15 protein-coding genes, 1 tRNA gene and 1 other RNA gene are annotated in these 17,104 nt (G+C 72.1%); 11 read left to right on the forward strand and 6 right to left on the reverse strand.

From position 1 onward, the window contains the following. Positions 1 to 208 precede the first annotated feature (208 nt). A complete protein-coding gene (locus DDP54_RS05610; RefSeq protein WP_109130907.1) occupies positions 209 to 1,231 on the forward strand; it encodes an ABC transporter ATP-binding protein in 1,023 nt (340 codons plus the stop codon). Further along, positions 1,228 to 2,400, forward strand: coding sequence for an ABC transporter permease subunit (locus DDP54_RS05615; RefSeq protein ID WP_109130908.1), 1,173 nt, complete (start codon positions 1,228 to 1,230; stop codon positions 2,398 to 2,400). Before DDP54_RS05610 ends, DDP54_RS05615 begins: the two co-directional genes overlap by 4 nt. Positions 2,401 to 2,470: 70 nt before the next feature. On the opposite strand, the gene DDP54_RS05620 is transcribed toward DDP54_RS05615, so the two are convergent. From DDP54_RS05620 to ffs, 4 genes are all read right to left on the reverse strand, one after another. Further along, the gene (locus tag DDP54_RS05620; RefSeq protein WP_109132384.1) at positions 2,471 to 3,085 is read right to left on the reverse strand and encodes a DUF5063 domain-containing protein; all 615 of its coding nucleotides are present in this window, start codon (positions 3,083 to 3,085) and stop codon (positions 2,471 to 2,473) included. Positions 3,086 to 3,098: 13 nt separating this feature from the next. After that, entirely contained in the window at positions 3,099 to 3,698 is a 600-nt protein-coding gene (recR, locus tag DDP54_RS05625; protein WP_109130909.1) for a recombination mediator RecR, read from the reverse strand. 54 nt (positions 3,699 to 3,752) lie between these two features. Further along, positions 3,753 to 6,296 carry a DNA polymerase III subunit gamma and tau gene (locus DDP54_RS05630; protein ID WP_109130910.1) on the reverse strand — a complete coding sequence of 848 codons (2,544 nt, stop codon included), beginning with the start codon at positions 6,294 to 6,296 and terminating at the stop codon, positions 3,753 to 3,755. 106 nt (positions 6,297 to 6,402) lie between these two features. Then, positions 6,403 to 6,499: signal recognition particle sRNA small type (gene ffs / locus DDP54_RS05635), an RNA gene on the reverse strand. Positions 6,500 to 6,662: 163 nt separating this feature from the next. Between ffs and DDP54_RS05640 the strand changes: the two genes are divergently transcribed. From DDP54_RS05640 to DDP54_RS05650, 3 genes are read left to right on the forward strand one after another with little or no spacing between them, the layout of a single operon-like run. Then, entirely contained in the window at positions 6,663 to 8,141 is a 1,479-nt protein-coding gene (locus tag DDP54_RS05640; RefSeq protein WP_242448241.1) for a ferredoxin reductase family protein, read from the forward strand. A gap of 6 nt (positions 8,142 to 8,147) precedes the next feature. Next, complete coding sequence (locus DDP54_RS05645; RefSeq protein ID WP_109130912.1) at positions 8,148 to 8,630, forward strand: FMN-binding protein; 483 nt, start codon at positions 8,148 to 8,150, stop codon at positions 8,628 to 8,630. After that, positions 8,627 to 9,490, forward strand: a complete 864-nt coding sequence (locus tag DDP54_RS05650; protein ID WP_109130913.1) for an FAD:protein FMN transferase — start codon at positions 8,627 to 8,629, stop codon at positions 9,488 to 9,490. The genes DDP54_RS05645 and DDP54_RS05650 overlap by 4 nt, the downstream gene beginning before the upstream one ends. Positions 9,491 to 9,494: 4 nt before the next feature. Here DDP54_RS05650 and DDP54_RS05655 read toward each other — a convergent pair whose 3' ends face one another. Then, the gene (locus DDP54_RS05655) at positions 9,495 to 10,232 is read right to left on the reverse strand and encodes an AAA family ATPase (protein WP_109130914.1); all 738 of its coding nucleotides are present in this window, start codon (positions 10,230 to 10,232) and stop codon (positions 9,495 to 9,497) included. A gap of 185 nt (positions 10,233 to 10,417) precedes the next feature. On the opposite strand from DDP54_RS05655, the gene DDP54_RS05660 reads away from it, so the two are divergent. From DDP54_RS05660 to DDP54_RS05680, 5 genes are all read left to right on the forward strand, one after another. Further along, complete coding sequence (locus DDP54_RS05660) at positions 10,418 to 11,341, forward strand: MerR family transcriptional regulator (protein WP_146192366.1); 924 nt, start codon at positions 10,418 to 10,420, stop codon at positions 11,339 to 11,341. Further along, a complete protein-coding gene (locus tag DDP54_RS05665) occupies positions 11,338 to 11,982 on the forward strand; it encodes a GyrI-like domain-containing protein (RefSeq protein WP_109130916.1) in 645 nt (214 codons plus the stop codon). Before DDP54_RS05660 ends, DDP54_RS05665 begins: the two co-directional genes overlap by 4 nt. A gap of 59 nt (positions 11,983 to 12,041) precedes the next feature. Continuing rightward, a complete protein-coding gene (locus tag DDP54_RS05670; protein WP_158274458.1) occupies positions 12,042 to 12,851 on the forward strand; it encodes an LLM class flavin-dependent oxidoreductase in 810 nt (269 codons plus the stop codon). An 80-nt stretch (positions 12,852 to 12,931) separates the two neighbouring features. Beyond that, positions 12,932 to 13,342: a hypothetical protein gene (locus DDP54_RS05675; protein WP_109130918.1), complete on the forward strand. Its 411-nt coding sequence runs from the start codon at positions 12,932 to 12,934 to the stop codon at positions 13,340 to 13,342. A 237-nt stretch (positions 13,343 to 13,579) separates the two neighbouring features. Beyond that, positions 13,580 to 13,664 (forward strand) — tRNA-Ser (locus tag DDP54_RS05680). 178 nt (positions 13,665 to 13,842) lie between these two features. On the opposite strand, the gene DDP54_RS05685 is transcribed toward DDP54_RS05680, so the two are convergent. Continuing rightward, positions 13,843 to 15,068, reverse strand: a protein-coding gene (locus tag DDP54_RS05685; protein WP_109130919.1) for an IS3 family transposase whose coding sequence is annotated in 2 segments (ribosomal slippage) — positions 13,843 to 14,759 and positions 14,759 to 15,068 — 1,227 coding nt in all. Because the reading frame shifts where the segments join, the coding sequence is not laid out codon by codon here. A 548-nt stretch (positions 15,069 to 15,616) separates the two neighbouring features. Here DDP54_RS05685 and DDP54_RS05690 point away from each other — a divergent pair. Next, the gene (locus DDP54_RS05690) at positions 15,617 to 17,059 is read left to right on the forward strand and encodes an ATP-binding protein (RefSeq protein ID WP_242448242.1); all 1,443 of its coding nucleotides are present in this window, start codon (positions 15,617 to 15,619) and stop codon (positions 17,057 to 17,059) included. Positions 17,060 to 17,104 lie beyond the last annotated feature (45 nt).

Below are 17,104 nucleotides of genomic sequence, written 5' to 3' on the forward strand. Positions count from 1 at the left end.
GTGCTCGGGGAAGGGACTCGGGGACGAGCGACACGCGGAGGATGCCCGCAGTCGCCGCGATTCTAGAACCGCCCACGGTGTGGACGGCAGGCGTTCCGCATCCCGGACGATCGGGGGTCGACCCGCGCACCGGCCGCCGTCGGGACGCACACAGACTCTGCACAGCGTTCCGGCCCGCGCGGCATACCTCCCGCCCTATGTTGTCGCCATGGCAGAAGGTGCAGGTCAGACGGACAGCTCGGGCCAGGACGTGCTCATCGACGCGCACGACGGGATCGCCGTCCGCGGGCTGCACCGGTCCTTCGGTGCGGTGCATGCGCTCGCCGGCGTGGACCTCGACGCCCGGCCGGGGCGCGTCACGGCACTCATCGGGCCCAACGGCTCCGGCAAGACGACCCTGCTGCTCGTGCTCGCGGGGCTGCTCGTCCCGCACGCCGGGCACGTGAGCGTCGGCGGGTTCGACCCCGTGACCGACGGCGCCCGGGCCCGGGCCCGCACGGGCTGGATGCCCGACACGTTCGGCACCTGGGACTCGCTGACCGCGCGCGAGGTCCTCCTGACGTTCGCCGCGGCCTACCGGCTGCCGCGTGCGACCGCCGAGGCCCGGGTCGCCGAGCTGCTCGAGACGGTGCACCTCAGCGAGTTCGCCGACCGCCCGGCCAGCGTCCTGTCGCGCGGGCAGAAGCAGCGGCTCGGGCTCGCGCGCGCGCTCGTGCACTCCCCCGACGTCCTGCTGCTCGACGAGCCCGCGAGCGGGCTGGACCCGCGCAGCCGCGTCGACCTGCGCGTGCTGCTGCGGTCCCTGGCCGCGCGCGGCACGACCGTGCTCGTCTCGAGCCACGTCCTGTCCGAGCTCGACGAGCTCGTGGACGACGCCGTGTTCCTCTCGGGCGGGCGGACCGTCACGGCAGGCACGCTCGTCGCCGCCGAGTCCGCGCGCCGGTCCTGGCGGGTCCGGGCCTTGTCGCTCGCGACCCTGACCTCGTGGCTCACGTCGGTCGGCGCGGTGTGGCAGCCGGACGCCGACGACACCCCGGCCCCGACCGGGTTCGGGCCACCCCGACCGGCGCCCGACCGACCCGGTGGGGTCCTCGTCGACATCGCCGACGAGGAGGGCGCCGCGCGGCTCGTGCGGGACGCGGTGACCGCCGGGGTCGCCCTCACGTCGATCGCCCCCGCGGGCGGCGCGCTGGAGCAGGCCTACCTGGCCCTGGACGAGGAGCGACGATGAGCACGGTGATCGACGAGGGCGCAGTCCCGACCGGCACCTCCGGGACGCAGGCGCCCACCACGTTGCCCCGGACCTGGAGCCTGACGTGGCACGGGGTCCGGACGGTCGCGGAGCTCGAGCTGCGTCAGCGGATCCGGTCCACGCGGTGGATCGTGGCGCTCGTCGTCTGGTTCGTCGTCGTCGGCGCGATCACCGGGCTCGTGTGGCTGAGCACCCGGAACGTCATGGGGCTGGCGGACGGGCTCGACTCGCCGGCGCGCAGCTTCCAGGGGCCGCTCGTGTTCGGCCTCGTCGTGTTCTTCGTCCTGTTCCTCGGGCTGCTCGTCGCGCCGACCCTCAGTGCGACCTCGATCAACGGCGACCGTTCCGCCGGAACCCTGGCAATCCTGCAGGTCACGCTGCTCTCGCCGTTCGAGATCGTCCTCGGCAAGCTGCTCGCCTCCTGGGCCGCCGCGCTCGCGTTCCTCGTGGTGAGCGTGCCGTTCATCGGGATCGCCGTGGGCCTGGGCGGCACCCCGGTCCTCGCGATGTTCGTGTGCCTCGGCGTCCTCGCGCTGCTCCTCGCGGCCGTCTGCGCGATCGGCCTGGGGTTCTCGGCGCTCACCGCGCGTACGTCGGGCTCGGCGGTCCTGACCTACATCGCGGTCGCCTCGCTCTCGGCCCTGAGCCCCATCGTCTTCGGGCTCACCTACCTCACGACCACGCACGACGAGACGGTACGGGTCTGGACGATGTCGGAGTCCGGATGGGACGGGAACGCGGACACCGCGCCCGCCTGCGTCTGGGACGAGCAGGTCCAGTCGGTGAGCCACACCGAGCGCACCTGGTGGCTCCTCGCCATCAACCCGTTCGTGATCGTCGCGGACGCCGCGCCCCAGCCGGGCTCCGAGACGTTCCGCACGGTCAGCGGCGACCCGCTCGGGTCGATCCGCAACGGGGTGCGCTCGCTGCGGGCCGGACCTGCGTACGAGGTCGACCAGTGCTGGTCGCAGCAGTCCCTGACCAGCGACTACGTCTCGCCCGTGGCGAAGCCGGATGTCAGCACGAGCGCCGTGTGGCCGTGGGGGCTCGGGGCGAACCTGCTGCTGGGTGCGGCCGGCGTGTGGTTGGCCGTCCGACGGCTACGGATCCCGCAGCGCACGCTCCCCCGCGGGACCCGCGTCGCCTGAGGGCGTCCGGCCAGCCCCCAGTGGCCGCGACGGATCACGGCGGGCACGCCTCAGCGCTGAGGCGTGCGCGTCAGATCTGGAGGGCGTCGTACTCCGCCTCGGCGGCGACGTCGTCGTCCACGTCGAGGCGGAGGTGGGCGAGCACCGTCTGCAGGACGCGCAGCGCGCTCGACGCCCGTTCGCCCCAGTGGGACAGGTACGAGAACTGCCACCACCACAGCGCCTCGAGCTCATGGCCCGACTCGTAGTGGCGCAGGCCCTGGACCAGCGCGCCCGCGACCGTCACGAGGTCACCCGACACGGTCGACGCGGTCACCTCGGAGCCCAGCAGGGGGTCCACGACCTCGGCGTAGTCGTCGATGCCCTCGAGCGTGTTGGCCAGCGCCACCCGCAGCGGGTCGACGTCGGCATCCGGGCCGATGTCCGGCTCATAGCGCTCCGGCGGCACGACGTCGACGATCGCGCCCAGCCGCGAACCGGCGGCCAGCAGGTCCGAGACGGCGAGCAGCAGCAAGGGGATGGCGGCCTCGGGGTTCGTGCCGGAGCCGACCTCGGTGACCGTCGTCAGGAAGCTGCGGGCCTCGTCGGCCACCGCGTGCGCGACGCCCATCATGTCGTCGGCCTCGGTGTCGGGAGCGTCCAGGGACGTGTCCGCTGCGGTGCCCGCCGGTGTGACGTCTGCCATGGTCATCGCTCCCTTACGCACTGATCCGTCGTCGGCCCTCGAACGCCCGTCCGAGCGTCACCTCGTCCGCGTACTCCAGGTCCCCGCCGACCGGCAGGCCCGAGGCGAGCCGGCTGACGGTGAGTCCCATGGGGACCAGCATGCGCGCCAGGTAGGTGGCTGTCGCCTCCCCCTCGACGTTCGGGTCCATCGCCAGGATGACCTCGGTGACGGAGCCGTCCGCGAGGCGGGTCAGCAGGTCGCGGATGCGCAGGTCGTCGGGGCCGACGCCCGCGATCGGGTTGATCGCGCCGCCGAGCACGTGGTACCTGCCGCGGAACTCCCGGGTGCGCTCGATCGCGACGACGTCCTTGGGCTCCTCGACGACGCAGATCGTCGCGAGCGACCGGCGCGGGTCGCGGCAGATGCGGCACAGCTCCTCCTGCGCGACGTTGCCGCACAGGGAGCAGAACCGCACGCGGGCCTTGACCTCGGTGAGCGCGTCGATGAGCCGGCGGACGTCCGCCTGGTCCGCCGAGAGCACGTGGAACGCGATGCGCTGGGCGCTCTTCGGACCGATCCCGGGCAACCGCCCGAGCTCGTCGATCAGATCCTGGACCGCACCCTCGTACACGCGCTCACCCTACGTCCTGAACCTGACGACGACCGGTACCGACCGGCCGCCCGGCTACCTCGTGGGGTCGTCGAGCTGCTCGTCGATGACCGTGCCGCCGAGGAGCTGGGCGACCAGCGGGGCACCCGTCAGCGAGGTCGACATGAGGTCCGGGTCGTCGGGCGACGGGTCGTCCTCGACCTGGGCTCGGTGTGCGCTCTCGCGGCCCGCCGCGTACGCCCGCTCGGCCGCCTCGCGGGCACTGAGCGCATGCTCGACGGGTGCGTGGTCGTGCCCTTCGGGGGCTGCGTAGAGGGCCGGCTCGCCCGGGTCGTCGTCGTACGGCTCGGGGGCGCCGGGGTCCTCGTCCGGAGCTGCATACGCGTCGGGGTCGACGGCCACGGCGCGCGAGGCCGCGGTCACACCGTCGAGGGCTTGGCCGTCGGCGGCCGGGCCGGCGGCGGACCGATCGGTCGGGGCAGGGTCGTTCGCGGCCCGGTCGTTCGCGGCTCGGTCGTTGGCGGGCCGGGCGTTCGGGGACCCGTCGGGCATCGACGCGTCGGGGCGCACCGCGCCGCGACCCGGGACGCCTGACCGGCTCACCGCCGAGCCGCCGGCAGCCGGGACCCCTGCGGCGGCGCTCTGGCTCGCGGTGGCACTCGGGCTGTCCCAGGACGCCGCCGCCTGAGCCGGGGTCATCGACCCTGCGCCGCCCGGACGACCGTTGCGCACGGTCGTGTCACCCGTCCCACGGCCGCGGCCGCGAGGGCTGCTCGAGCTGTGGGCCGGGTCGGCGTCGTGGTCGCCCGAGCCGTCGGTGGACGCCGGCGCGCCCCCGCCCGGCTCCGCGAGGATCGACTCGACCCGCACCTCGAACCCGAGCGTCTCGCGGACGGCCTGCTTCACGACGTCCGCGTGGGCGCCGCCCCGGAACGCCGTCGCGAGACCCGGCGCGGTGAACGACAGACGCAGGGTCGTCGCGTCGAGGTCCGCGACCAGCGCGTTCTGGCTGACGAGCACCCAGGTGGCCTTCTTCAGCCGGCCGAGGGTCTCGAGCACCTCAGGCCAGCGGCGGCGCAGCACCTCGGTGTCGGGGCCGGTGGCCGCCGGGGGCGCCGGGGTCGGCGACACGACAGCCGGAGGAGCAGCAACGGGTGCGGGCTCGACGCGAGCGGTCACGACCGGCGTCGGCACGGGCTCCGGCACGACGGGTTCGCTGACGGCCCGCGCGGGCACGGCGGGTTCTGGCACGGCGGGTTCTGGCACGACCGGCGCAGGCACGGCTGGTTCGCGCACGACCGGCGCAGGCACGACCGGTTCGCGCACGACCGGCGCAGGCACGACCGGTTCGCGCACGACCGGCACTGGCGCGACCGGAGCGGCCGCGACCGGAGCAGCCGGCACTGCCGCCGGCAGGAGCGGAGCGGGTGCGAGCGTCGCGGTCGAGACGATGCCGCCGCGCTCCAGCCGGTCGAGCCGCGCACCGAACCCGGCGACGGAGTCGTCGGCGCCGGGCAGCAGCAGGCGGGCCATCAGCAGCTCGAGGTGGAGCCGCGGCGAGGTGGCGCCGGTCATCTCGGAGAGCGCGGCGTTGACCAGGTCGGCGGACCGGGACAGCTCGGAGGCCCCGAGGTGGACGGCCTGCGTGCGCATGTGGGTGAGCTGGTCGGCCGGGACGTCGCGCAGTGCGGCGCTCGCCGCGTCACCGGATGCGGCGATGACGATCAGGTCCCGGAGACGTTCGAGGAGGTCCTCGACGAACCGTCGCGGCTCGTGACCGGTCGAGATGACGCGCTCGACGACCCGGAACGCGCTCGCGCCGTCCGCCGCCGCGATCGCGTCGACGAGGTCGTCGAGGAGCGAGGCGTGCGTGAACCCGAGCAGCGCGACAGCACCCTCGTAGTCGAGACCGGCCGGACCCGAGCCCGCGATGAGCTGGTCGAGCACCGACAACGAGTCGCGGACCGAGCCCGCGCCCGCCCGCACGACGAGCTGCAGGACGCCCGCGCCGACCGTGACGCCCTCGGCCTGGGCCACCTGCTCCAGGAAGCTGAGCATCACGTCCGGCGGGACCAGCCGGAATGGGTAGTGGTGCGTCCGCGAGCGGATCGTGCCGATGACCTTGTCCGGCTCCGTCGTCGCGAAGATGAACATGACGTGGGGCGGCGGCTCCTCCACGATCTTGAGCAGGGCGTTGAAGCCCTGCGGGCTGACCATGTGGGCCTCGTCGAGGATGAACACCTTGAACCGGTCGCGCGACGGCGCGAACGTCGCCCGCTCGCGCAGCTCACGTGCGTCGTCGACGCCACCGTGGCTCGCCGCGTCGATCTCGACGACGTCCAGGCTGCCGGGGCCACCACGGGCCAGCTCGCGGCACGACGCGCACACGCCGCACGGGGTGTCGGTCGGCGAGGCGTCGGTGTTGCGCTCGCAGTTGAGGATGCGGGCGAGGATGCGCGCCGAGGACGTCTTGCCGCACCCGCGGGGTCCGGAGAACAGGTAGGCGTGGTTGACCTGACCGTTGCGCAGCGCCTGGCGGAGCGGTGCCGTCACGTGGTCCTGACCGATGACCTCCGCGAAGGTCTCGGGCCGGTAGCGGCGGTACAGCGCAGTGGTCACGCACCGAACTGTAGATGCCCGAGCCCACACCGTGATCCGTCGGACGCGCCTGCCCGCGAAGCAGCAGGTGGGGGCCCGACGTCGGGCAGGCGACCGGCGCCGGGCATGCAAGGACCCCCCGCACACCCATCAGAGCCCGCCTGCCCTTGCTGCCTTCCGGCCCTGGGGGAGTTCAGCGAGATGACGCCGTACGAGGGGTCACCACAAGCGTAACGCAGCCCGAGGCCTTCGCGGTGGCCCCCTCGATTGGAAGGTGGGGCTCAGCCGGCTCTCAGGAAGAGCCCAGGCACGGCCGTCACGATGAATCATCAACCAACGGCGTTCGGGCCGCGTTGGTCCACCGCCATGAACGTCCGAGGAGCCCCGATGAGCGCAGCGACAACCCGCGGCCGGCCCGTGTCGATCCCGCCGGCCGCCCGTTCAGCAGCCTTCCGGGCGGCACGAGCCGACGTCGCTGCCGGGGCACGTGCCCCGCGCATGCTCACGGCACCCCCTCGTCGGGGCTGGTGGCCGGACGCGGTCGGGACGTTCACCTGGGTGACTGCGCTCATCGTCGTCGCGCTCTGGGTGTCCGGGGGCGGGATCCAGGCGCTCCTGCCGCTCGGCGCCGACACGATGAGCTCCCTCGGCCGGCTCAGCGGGTTGCTCGCGAGCGACCTCATGCTCCTGCAGGTGCTGGGCATGGCCCGGATCCCGTGGGCCGAGCGCTCGTTCGGTCAGGACCGGCTCGCCAGGTGGCACCGCCTCATGGGCCTGTGGTCGTTCTACCTGCTGCTCGCGCACCTCGTGACGATCGTCATCGGGTACGCGGGCTCGAGCGGTCAGACCTTCCTCGGCGAGGCCTGGTCGATGATCCTGACCTTCCCCGGGATGCTCATCGCGACCGCCGGCACGCTCATGATCTGGTTCGTCGTCGTCACGTCCATCCGGGTGGCCCGACGCAAGCTCCGGTACGAGTCGTGGCACCTGCTGCACCTGTACGCGTACCTCGGCATCGCGCTCGCGCTGCCTCACCAGCTGTGGACGGGCACCGACTTCATCGGGCACCGCTGGGCCACGATCTACTGGTGGTCGCTCTACGCGTTCGCGCTGGCCAGCGTCCTCATCTACCGCGTCGGGCAGCCCGCGTGGCTGTCGCTGCGACACTCGCTGCGCGTGGCCGCCGTCGTGCACGAGGGCCCGAACATCGTCACGGTGCACCTCACCGGGCAGCACCTCAAGGACATGCGGGTCGCCGCCGGGCAGTTCTTCGTGTGGCGCTTCCTCACCGGTCCCGGCTGGTCGCGGGGCCACCCGTTCTCCCTGTCGGGCGCGCCGACCACCGCGGGGCTGCGCCTCACGATCGGCACGGGCGGCGACGACGGCGAGCGCATCGCGACGCTGAAGCCCGGCACCCGGGTGCTCATCGAGGGCCCGTACGGGCGGATGACGGCGGACGTCCGCACCCGACCCCGCGTCGCGGTGTTCGCCTCCGGCCTCGGGATCGCCCCCCTCATGTCCCTGCTGCACGAGCACATCCCCACCGAGGGACCCGCGACGCTCGTCTACCGGATGAGCCGCGCAGACGACGAGGTGCTCGCCGCCGACATCGACTGGCTCGTCCAGAACACCGGGCTGCGCCACATCCCCCTCGTCGGTCCCCGGAGCCGCGTCGGCACGCCGTGGCTCCCCCAACAGCTCGGGCACGTCGCCGGGCCCGACGCCGTCCGGCTCCTCGTCCCCGACCTCGACGACCACGACGTGTTCGTGTGCGGTCCGGGGCCGTGGTCCGACGCCATCGAAGCTGATCTCCGTGCCGCGGGCGTCCCGCCCGAGGCGCTCCATGTCGAGAACTTCTCCTGGTAGGTCCTCATGAAACGCATCGTCATCGCAGTGCTGAGCACGATCAGCGGGCTGGTCCTGCTGTTCTCCTACCCGACGAGCACGAACAAGTCGGTCACCGCCGACACCGTGCCAGCCGCGGGGACCGCCACGACGACCGGCTCGGCAGCTGCCGGCACGGCGGCCACCGCGGCGCCGACCGCCGCCGCAGCGGCACCCGCTGCCGCCGCGACGTCCGGGACGTTCACGGGCGCGGCCGTCCAGACCCGCTGGGGAACGGTCCAGGTCCAGATCGTCGTGGCGGACGGCAAGGTCACGTCCGCCGAGGCGATCCAGTACCCCAACAGCAACGGTCGCGACCAGCAGATCAACTCCTACGCGATCCCGGTGCTCAACTCGGAGGCCGTCGCGGCGAGCAGCGCGAAGATCGACATGGTCTCCGGCGCCACGGTCACGAGCGGCGGGTACCTGAAGTCGCTGCAGGACGCGATCGACCAGGCGTTCCCGGCATGACCGCGGACGTGCAACCCGACGAGCTGGCGCCGGTGCGGACGGGCGGGCTGGCCGGCGTGCTGCCCGACGCCGGGCCGGCCTCGACGGGCGCGCCGCGCAGCGACCCTGCGCGCCGCGCCTGGGTCGAGCAGCTCATGGGCATGCCCGTCAGCATCCACGTGCGCGGGCCGCGCGCCCACGACGCGGACGTGGCCCGCACGGTCGAGGCGGCCTTCGCCTCGCTGCACGTGGTCGACGCGATGTTCAGCACCTACAAGGACGACTCCGAGATCTCGCGGCTCCAGCGCCACGAGCTGACCCTCGCCGACTGCTCCGTCGAGATCCGCGACGTCTACACGCTCTGCTGCACGGCCCTCGAGCGCACCGCGGGCTACTTCGACGCCTGGGGCTGGCGCGGCGCGGGCGTCTTCGACCCGACGGGCCTGGTCAAGGGCTGGGCCATCGGGCGGGCGGGCCTCGTGCTCGCGGCACTGGACGACTGCGACGTGGCGATCGACGCCGGCGGCGACGTGCTCGTGCGCTGCGCCGACCCCGACGGCGCGCCCTGGCGCATCGGCATCGAGGACCCGCGCGACCGCACCCAGGTCCTCGCGACGGTCGAGCTGCACGACGGCGCGGTCGCGACGTCCGGCACCGCCGCCCGCGGCACGCACATCGTCGACCCGTTCACGAAGGAGCCGGTCGAGTCCATCCTCTCCGCGACGGTCATCGGACCGTCCATCGTCTGGGCCGACGTGTGGGCGACCACCGCCGTGGCCCGCGGGGTCGGGGCCGTCGAGTGGACCGAGTCGCTGCACGGCACGTCGGGCATGGTCGTGCTCGCGAACGGGACCGTGCACCGGTGGTCGCAGCCCGACTGACCCTTCAGTCGACGGTCCCGCCACCGAGCACGTGACGCAGGAACCGCCCCGGGTCGTCGAGGAACCCGCGCCAGCGCCGGACGAGATCGAGGTCCTCCCAGTCGCAGCGGCGCATCCCCCACTCCCCGACCTCACACACGTCCGCCCCCGGCATCGCGGCGAGCACGGGTGAGTGGGTCGCGAGGACGATCTGGGAACCGTCGGCCACGAGGCCGCTCAGGTGGGTCAGCAGGGCGAGGCAACCCGCGAACGACAGCGCCGACTCCGGCTCGTCGAACACGTAGAACCCCGGCTTGACCATGCGGTCCATGACGAGCGCGAGGATCGACTCCCCGTGCGAAATCCGGTGGAACTGCGGCTCGGGCTTCCCGCCGGGGTTGTCCTCGAGGTACGTGTAGAACGAGTGCATCGTCTCGGCCCGCACGAAGAACGCCCGGCGCGGCGCCCCGAGGTCCCGTTCGAGGACGAGATGGCGCCAGAGCTCCGACTCCGTCTCGCGCGTGACGTGCCGTGACCCCGTCGAGCCGCCCTCGGCCGCCATCCCGAAGGCCCGGGCGAGCGCCTCGACGAGCGTCGACTTGCCCGCGCCGTTGTCCCCCACGAGGACCGTCACGGGCGCGAGCGTCCAGCCGTCACGCAGCACCTGGGCGACCGCCGGGACCCGCTCGAACCACGACCCGCGCGGCGGAGGCTCACCCTCGTCGCCGCGGACCCGACGGACGGCGAGCGTCGGGCGGCTCACAGCTGCGCGCCGAGTGCTGCGGGGCGGTCGTCCTCCGGTGACGTCACGCAGACATCTCTAGCAGGTGCCGCTGACGGCCGGAGGCGTTCGACGATCGTCGGACCCGGGCACGGACCCGGGCGCGAGCAGACGTCGGGAACGCTCCCCTTGCGTCTCACACGGTGTCAGAGTGTGGAGTTGTGAGCATGCCTCCCCCAGGCGAGCACCTGCTGTCGATCGGCGAGTTCTCGCGGCTCTCCCGGATCACCATCCGGATGCTGCGGCACTACGACGAGCACGGCGTGCTGCACCCCACCCGCGTCGACGCGTTCTCGGGCTACCGGCACTACTCGCCGGGCCTGCTGCGCGCCGCCGGGCGGATCCGGGACCTCCGCGACGTCGGCCTGCGCGTCGACGAGCTCGCCGCGTGCGCGCCCGTGCTCGACGACGCCGCGGCCCTACGACCGGTCCTGGAGCGTCAGCGCGCCCGCCTGCTCACCGATGCGGCGACGGTCGCGGACCGGGTCCGGGAGGTGGACCGCCTCATCACCGAGCTGGAGGTTCCGCTCATGCCCGTCGAGATCACGCACCGCACGATCCCAGCCCGCACCGTCGCATCGGTGCGGGACACCATCCCCGGCTACCAGGACGAGGGGCTGCTCTGGGAGCGGCTCATGGCAGGTCTGGCCGCCACGGGCGGCCGGGTGGCGCCGTCGCCGCTGACCGTGGCCGTGTTCCACGACGACGCCTTCGTCGAGTCCGGGCCCGACGTCGAGGTCCGGCTCGACGTCGTCGGGCCGGTCACGGAGGCGGGCGACGTCCGCGTCCTCGACGTGCCCGAGCAGCAGGTCGCCGTGGGCACGCTGCACGGCGGCTTCGACGGCATCGGCTCCGTCATGGTGGCCATCGCGCAGTGGGTCGGCGAGCGCGGGTACCGGTTCGACGGACCGATGTTCAACATCTACGTCGTCGGGCCGCCGGACGAGCCGGACCCCGCGCGGTGGGTCACCGACGTGTGCGCACCGGTTGCCGCGTCTGCCGACCGCGCGGCCGACAGAGCGGCCGAGGGTGCGGCCGGCAGCGCCGCCGCAGCGACGACGACCGGCGATGGTCTGGTCGGTGCACGATGACGTCGGGCAGCGACGTCCGCGGCGCCGACGCGCAGAGCAACGACCTCCGCCGTGCGCACCCCGCGCTGTACCGGGCTGGGGACGCTCCCGCCCGGCTGACCGTTCCTCCCCTGCGCCTGCTCATGGTCGACGGTGAGGGGGACCCCAACACCGCACCCGGCTACGCGGACGCGGTCGGCACCCTCTACGCGGTGAGCTACGGCCTCCGCGGGATGGTCAAGGCCGCCGGCGGTCAACCGTGGACGGTCATGCCGCTCGAGGGCCTGTGGTGGGCCGACGACATGGCGACCTTCAGCACCGACGACCGCCGCGGCTGGCGGTGGACGATGATGATCGCCCAGCCGGACGTGGTCACGGCGGAGATGGTCGCGACTGCGGTGGCAGCCGCTACGGCCAAGGGCCGGGCGCCTGCAGCCGCTCTGGTGAGGCTCGACGTGTACGACGAGGGCGACGCCGTCCAGGTGATGCACCACGGCCCGTACGCCGACGAGGCGCCGACCATCGCGGCGCTGCACCGGGCCGTCGCCGACCTCGGACTGGTGCTGCGCGGCAAGCACCACGAGATCTACCTCAACGACCCGCGGCGCGTGGCCCCGGCCGCCCTGCGGACGATCCTGCGCCAGCCCGTCGCGGAGCGCTGACCGGGGGGCAGGAGGTTCGCGGCGCCGCGGCGGACCAGTCGAGGCATCTGGAGGAGACGGTGAGATACGGCATCGAGGTCGTGCCGCTAGGGACGTACGCCGAACCCGGTCCTGTGGTCGAGCTGGCCGTCGCGGCGGAGGCCGCCGGCTGGGAGGCGCTCGCCATCTGGGACCACGCCCACTTCTGGGGCGGCGTCGGCGACCCGTGGGTGACGCTGACGGCGGTGGCCGCGGCGACGAGCCGACTGCGGCTCGTCACGACGGTCAGCCCCCTGCCGCGGTACGCGCCGCACCTGCTCGCCCGGTCCGTGCACGCGCTCGACGCGTTCAGCGGCGGACGGGTGACGCTCGGGGTCGGGCTCGGGGTCGAGTTCGACCTGGGCGCGTTCGGCGAGCTGCACGACGCCCGCACCCGCGCGTCGATGGCCGACGAGGCGGTCGACCTCGTCACGCGCTGGTGCAACGGCGAGACGGTGACCCACGCCGGCCCCCACTACACGTCGGCGGGAACGCAGATCGCCTCCCGCCCGACGCAGTCACCGCGCGTGCCCGTGTGGGTCGGCGGCTCGAGCCACCCAGCACTGCGCCGAGCCGCCCGCTGGGACGGCTGGGTGACCAGCTCGATCGACGAGGCGCAGAACGTCACGTTCCCGCCCGAGAACGTGGCCAACGACCTCGCGTACCTGCGCTCCTTCGGCCCGCACGAGGGGTTCGACGTGGCGGTGAGCGGTGTCACCCCCGGCGGATCGCCCGGTCTGGCGCCCGCCTACGCCGACATCGGTGCGACGTGGTGGTTCGAGTCGCTGTTCGGGCTGCGCGGGACGCACGCGCAGATGCTCGAGCGGGTGGCCGCTGGGCCGCCGCGGTGACGCTCCCGGGACGGCGCGACGAAGGCCGAGTCCTGGGCGTCCAGCTCCGCATTCCGTGCCAGGCTCGTGCGGTGAGGACAATGGCGCGGACGACCGTCATCGGCATGGCGGCGCTCTCACTGACGGCAGGATGCGGATGGATTGGCGGTTCGACGCCGGCGCCCAATCCGACCGACGTTGCCGTTTACGACCCGACTGGCGGCCCGGGCGGGTTCGCCGCGCTGCTGGCTGGCGTCCTGGACCGTGTCGATGGTTGCGTCGTCGTTCGCGGTGACGGCATCGACATGGCGACGGACCGCGAGTACGTCCCGGTCTTCCCCCGCGGGGCCCACTGGAACGGCGACGTTCTCGTCGTTGGGGGCACCAAGTACCGGCTCGGCGAGCATGCGGAGTTCGGTGGTGGCGAGCTCTCTGAACAGAGCGCGTCTGCAATGGCAGACGTACCGGCGGCGTGCGTCGGCCGACCGATGTGGCTGGTCTCGGGACAGTAGGGCAACCCCGGCCCCCGCCAACACGCTCCTCCACGAACCGCGACGCGGGCGATCTCGCGATCAATACGGCCACGCGCCTGACGACCTTGCACCGTTGGCCTGTCTCGGCGCGGATGCTCCGACGACCCCTCATCACGCCGACGCGGTGCCCGACTCGAGACCCCCAGCCCGGGGTCGCCCGCTCGGGATGACCCCGGTACCGGTCCACTCTGCGGATCTAGTAACCTCTGGTGGCCGGGAGGATTCGCCTAGTGGCCTATGGCGCACGCTTGGAAAGCGTGTTGGGTGAAAGCCCTCGGGGGTTCGAATCCCCCATCCTCCGCTGGTGAAGGGCCCGTGACCTGCAGCGATGTGGGTGACGGGCCCTTCGTCATATCCAGGAGCGTGGGGCCGACGGGATGCGGTAGCAGTTCTGGTAGCAGTTCGAGGCGATTGCGCCCTAGCTGCGTCGTGGCGCACCAGGGGGGGCTTGACCCCCGGTGGTGGACACGCGGTGGGTTTCACGCGGCGGTGGCCAGCGTAGCTGCGTAGTGGGTGTTCTCGTAGGTGATGGGGCTGAGGTAGTCGCAGTAGGAGTGGCGGCGGCGGGTGTTGTAGCGGGTGATCCACGCGAACACGACCCGACGTGCGGTGGTCGCGTCGGGCCACCCGTGGGAGCCGGCGAGGGTCTCGCGCTTGAGGGAGGCGTTGAAGGACTCGGCCATTGCGTTGTCCGCAGAGGTCCCCACGGCGCCCATGGAGCGGGTCACGCCCAGCCGCTCGCAGAGCGCGGTGTAGTCCTTGGCGACGTACTGACCGCCGTGGTCGCTGTGAAAGATCGCCCCGGCCAGCGACCCGCGTTCTCGGGCGGCTGCGCGCAGGGCGTCGGCGACCAGGTCGGTGCGCATGTGGTCGGCGATCGACCAGCCGACCAGGCGCCGGGAGTAGCAGTCGATCACGGTGGCCAGGTAGAGGAACTGCCCGGCCCCGCAGGGCAGGTAGGTGATGTCCCCGACGTACTTCGTGTTCGGTGCGTGGGCCGTGAAGTCACGCTCGAGCAGGTCCGGGACCAGCTGGCCGTCCGGGTCGGGCACGGTGGTGCGCACCCGTCGGCGCAGCCGGATCCCGGCGATGTGATGGGCGCGCATCACCCGGGCGACGCGCTTGTGGTTGACACGCTCCTGCTCGCCGGCGCCGTCGTTGAGCTCGGCGGTGATCCGCGGCGCCCCGCACGCACTGTCGGTGGCGTGCACCGCGGCGATCCGCGCGGCCAGGGCCGCATCGGCCGTCTGGCGTGCCGCGCGGGCCGGGGCTGCGGACAGCCATTTGTAGAACGAGGACCGTGCGACCTGAACGACCTGGCACAACCGCTTCACCTCGAAGGTGGACTGGTGGTCGGCGACGAACTGGAAGCGGCTCACCAGTTCGTCTCCCCGGCGAAATACTTCGCCGCCGCGCGCAAGATCTCCCGCTCGGTGCTCAGCTTGCGCTCGGAGTCCTCCAGCTCACGCACCCGCGAGCGAAGTCGCACGAGCTCCTGCTCGGGTGTCTCACCCGGCGGCGGGGCCGTCGATGCCGGCCGGGACTGCCCGCGGATCGCCACCCCAGCGGCCTTGATCCAACCCGACAGGGTCGTGTCCATGATCCCCAGATCAGCCGCGATCCCCGCGACCGTCGCTGTCGGCGTCGAGCGGTACAGCTCGACCGCATCGCGGCGGAACTCCGCCGAGTACGTCTTCCTCGCCATGATCAGATCTTCTCGCTTCCTCCAGGCCAGACCTGGAATCAGCGTGTCCACCCTCAGGGGTCAAGGCCCGGTCAGCCAGACGATCCAACTCGACCGGACTGCTGCGAGCGACCTGATGAAAGCCCTCCGAGAAGCGTTCCCAGGCCTGTAGCACTGCGCTTCGGTAAGAAGTGGGCCGCATCGGACAGCCTCGATGGCGAGCCGGCGGCCGTCGGTAGCAGTTCCGGTAGCAGTTCGCCGCTGAACCGAGCCGCTCGCGTCAGTCCGCCCCTCTCCGCGTAGCCAGCTGACCTGCGCAAACGCGTCCACACATGCCCACCCGCGACCCCGTCGGGCCATTTGGAAAGCGTGTTGGGTGAAAGCCCTCGGGGGTTCGAATCCCCCATCCTCCGCTGGTGTATGGCCCGTGACCTGCAGCGATGTGGGTGGCGGGCCCTTCCGCGTGGCGGACGCTGGGGAAGCCGCTTCTCACAGGTTGCTGACCTGGGCTTTGGTAGCAGTTCGAGTCCCGCCGAGGTGGTGCGCGAGGTTGACGGCCGTCCGTCCTGTTGTCGGTCGGCGGGCCGCTGTTGCTCTGCTCCATTTGCTGGGGCCCCGGCGCAGCAACCTCATGCGAAGCCCTATGCGGCGAGGACCCGAACTCAACGAGATCAGGGGATCAACTCCCTCGAAATCAGGGGTTCGATGCCTGCGAAAAAGGGACTTCACGCTACGATCGGAGCATGGATCTGCCCCAAGGCCTGGTCGAGCGACGCATCCTCGGCATCGTGCTGGACCGACTCACAGACGAACCGGTCATCCTTCTGGAGGGACCGAGAGCCGTCGGGAAGTCCACGGCGCTGCGGACACTCGCCGAACACCTCAACGGAGAGCTCATCGATCTGGACGATCTCGCGACCCGCGATGCCACGCTCACGGACCCGACCACGATGATCGCCTCCAGCGGGCTGACCTGCATCGACGAGTATCAGCACGCACCGGCCGTCCTCGACGCGATCAAAGCGCAGCTCAACCGGTCGACGCGGCCGGGCCAGTTCATCCTCACGGGGTCGGCCCGTCATGAGTCCCTGCCGGTAGCCGCGCAGGCGTTGACCGGTCGGCTGCACCGTATGGCGATCTACCCGCTCGCACAGAGCGAGCTCGAGGGGACGGCACCCGATCTGCTCGCTCGACTGTTCGCAGGGTCAGATGTGGCGACCACTGGACGGCTGTCATCGACCAACCGCGAGGACTACATCGCGCGCCTGGCTCGAGGCGGGTTCCCCCTCGCCCTGGCCCGGCACACGGAGCCCGCCCGCAACCGCTGGTTCGACGACTACATCCGCCTGACGCTCGAGCGGGACGTCCGCGAGCTGAGCAAGGTGCGTCAGGCGCGCGCCCTGCCAGCCCTCCTCCAACGCCTGGCCGGACAGACCGCACAGGTCCTCAATGCAACGGCCGCAGCGACGGACGTCGGGATCGATCCGCACACGGCCCGGGACTACATCCGGCTACTGGAGAGCGTCTTCCTCATCTACCTCCTCCCCGCCTGGGGTACGACGCTCACCAGCCGTTCAGCCAACGCCCCCAAGCTCCACGTCCTCGACTCAGGAGTCGCCGGACGACTCCTGAGACTCACCCCCGACAAGCTCGCCCGCCGCGACGCGACATCGCTGACCGAGTTCGGTCACCTCCTGGAGACCTTCGTCGTCGGCGAGCTGCTCAAGGAAGCGTCCTGGATGGACGGGATCGCCGGCGCCGGCCACTGGCGCACCTACGACGGACACGAGGTCGACCTGGTCGTCGAACGTGACGACGGCGCCGTGGTCGCGTTCGAGATCAAAGCTGCCGGGCGCGTGCCCGGAGATGACTTCCGCGGGATGCGCAAGCTCCGCGACACGCTCGGCGACGCCTTCATCGCCGGCGTCGCGCTGTACACAGGCGAGCGGGCCTACACCCACGAAGACCGGCTGCATACCGTTCCGATCGACCGTCTCTGGTCGGAGCCGTAAGGGCCAGCCGAATGCGCGCGGTAGTAGCGGCTCTGGCATCAGTCG

Source organism: Cellulomonas sp. WB94, assembly GCF_003115775.1.
Lineage (GTDB): Bacteria > Actinomycetota > Actinomycetes > Actinomycetales > Cellulomonadaceae > Cellulomonas_A.

What these genes read in the sequence shown, in the direction of transcription:
- DDP54_RS05610 (WP_109130907.1), top strand. Translation starts at nt 209, where the DNA reads ATGGCAGAAGGTGCAGGTCAGACGGACAGCTCGGGCCAGGACGTGCTC.
- DDP54_RS05660 (WP_146192366.1), top strand. Translation starts at nt 10,418, where the DNA reads ATGCCTCCCCCAGGCGAGCACCTGCTGTCGATCGGCGAGTTCTCGCGG.
- DDP54_RS05640 (WP_242448241.1), top strand. Translation starts at nt 6,663, where the DNA reads ATGAGCGCAGCGACAACCCGCGGCCGGCCCGTGTCGATCCCGCCGGCC.
- DDP54_RS05615 (WP_109130908.1), top strand. Translation starts at nt 1,228, where the DNA reads ATGAGCACGGTGATCGACGAGGGCGCAGTCCCGACCGGCACCTCCGGG.
- DDP54_RS05645 (WP_109130912.1), top strand. Translation starts at nt 8,148, where the DNA reads ATGAAACGCATCGTCATCGCAGTGCTGAGCACGATCAGCGGGCTGGTC.
- DDP54_RS05675 (WP_109130918.1), top strand. Translation starts at nt 12,932, where the DNA reads ATGGCGCGGACGACCGTCATCGGCATGGCGGCGCTCTCACTGACGGCA.
- DDP54_RS05650 (WP_109130913.1), top strand. Translation starts at nt 8,627, where the DNA reads ATGACCGCGGACGTGCAACCCGACGAGCTGGCGCCGGTGCGGACGGGC.
- DDP54_RS05665 (WP_109130916.1), top strand. Translation starts at nt 11,338, where the DNA reads ATGACGTCGGGCAGCGACGTCCGCGGCGCCGACGCGCAGAGCAACGAC.
- DDP54_RS05620 (WP_109132384.1), bottom strand. Translation starts at nt 3,085, where the DNA reads ATGGCAGACGTCACACCGGCGGGCACCGCAGCGGACACGTCCCTGGAC.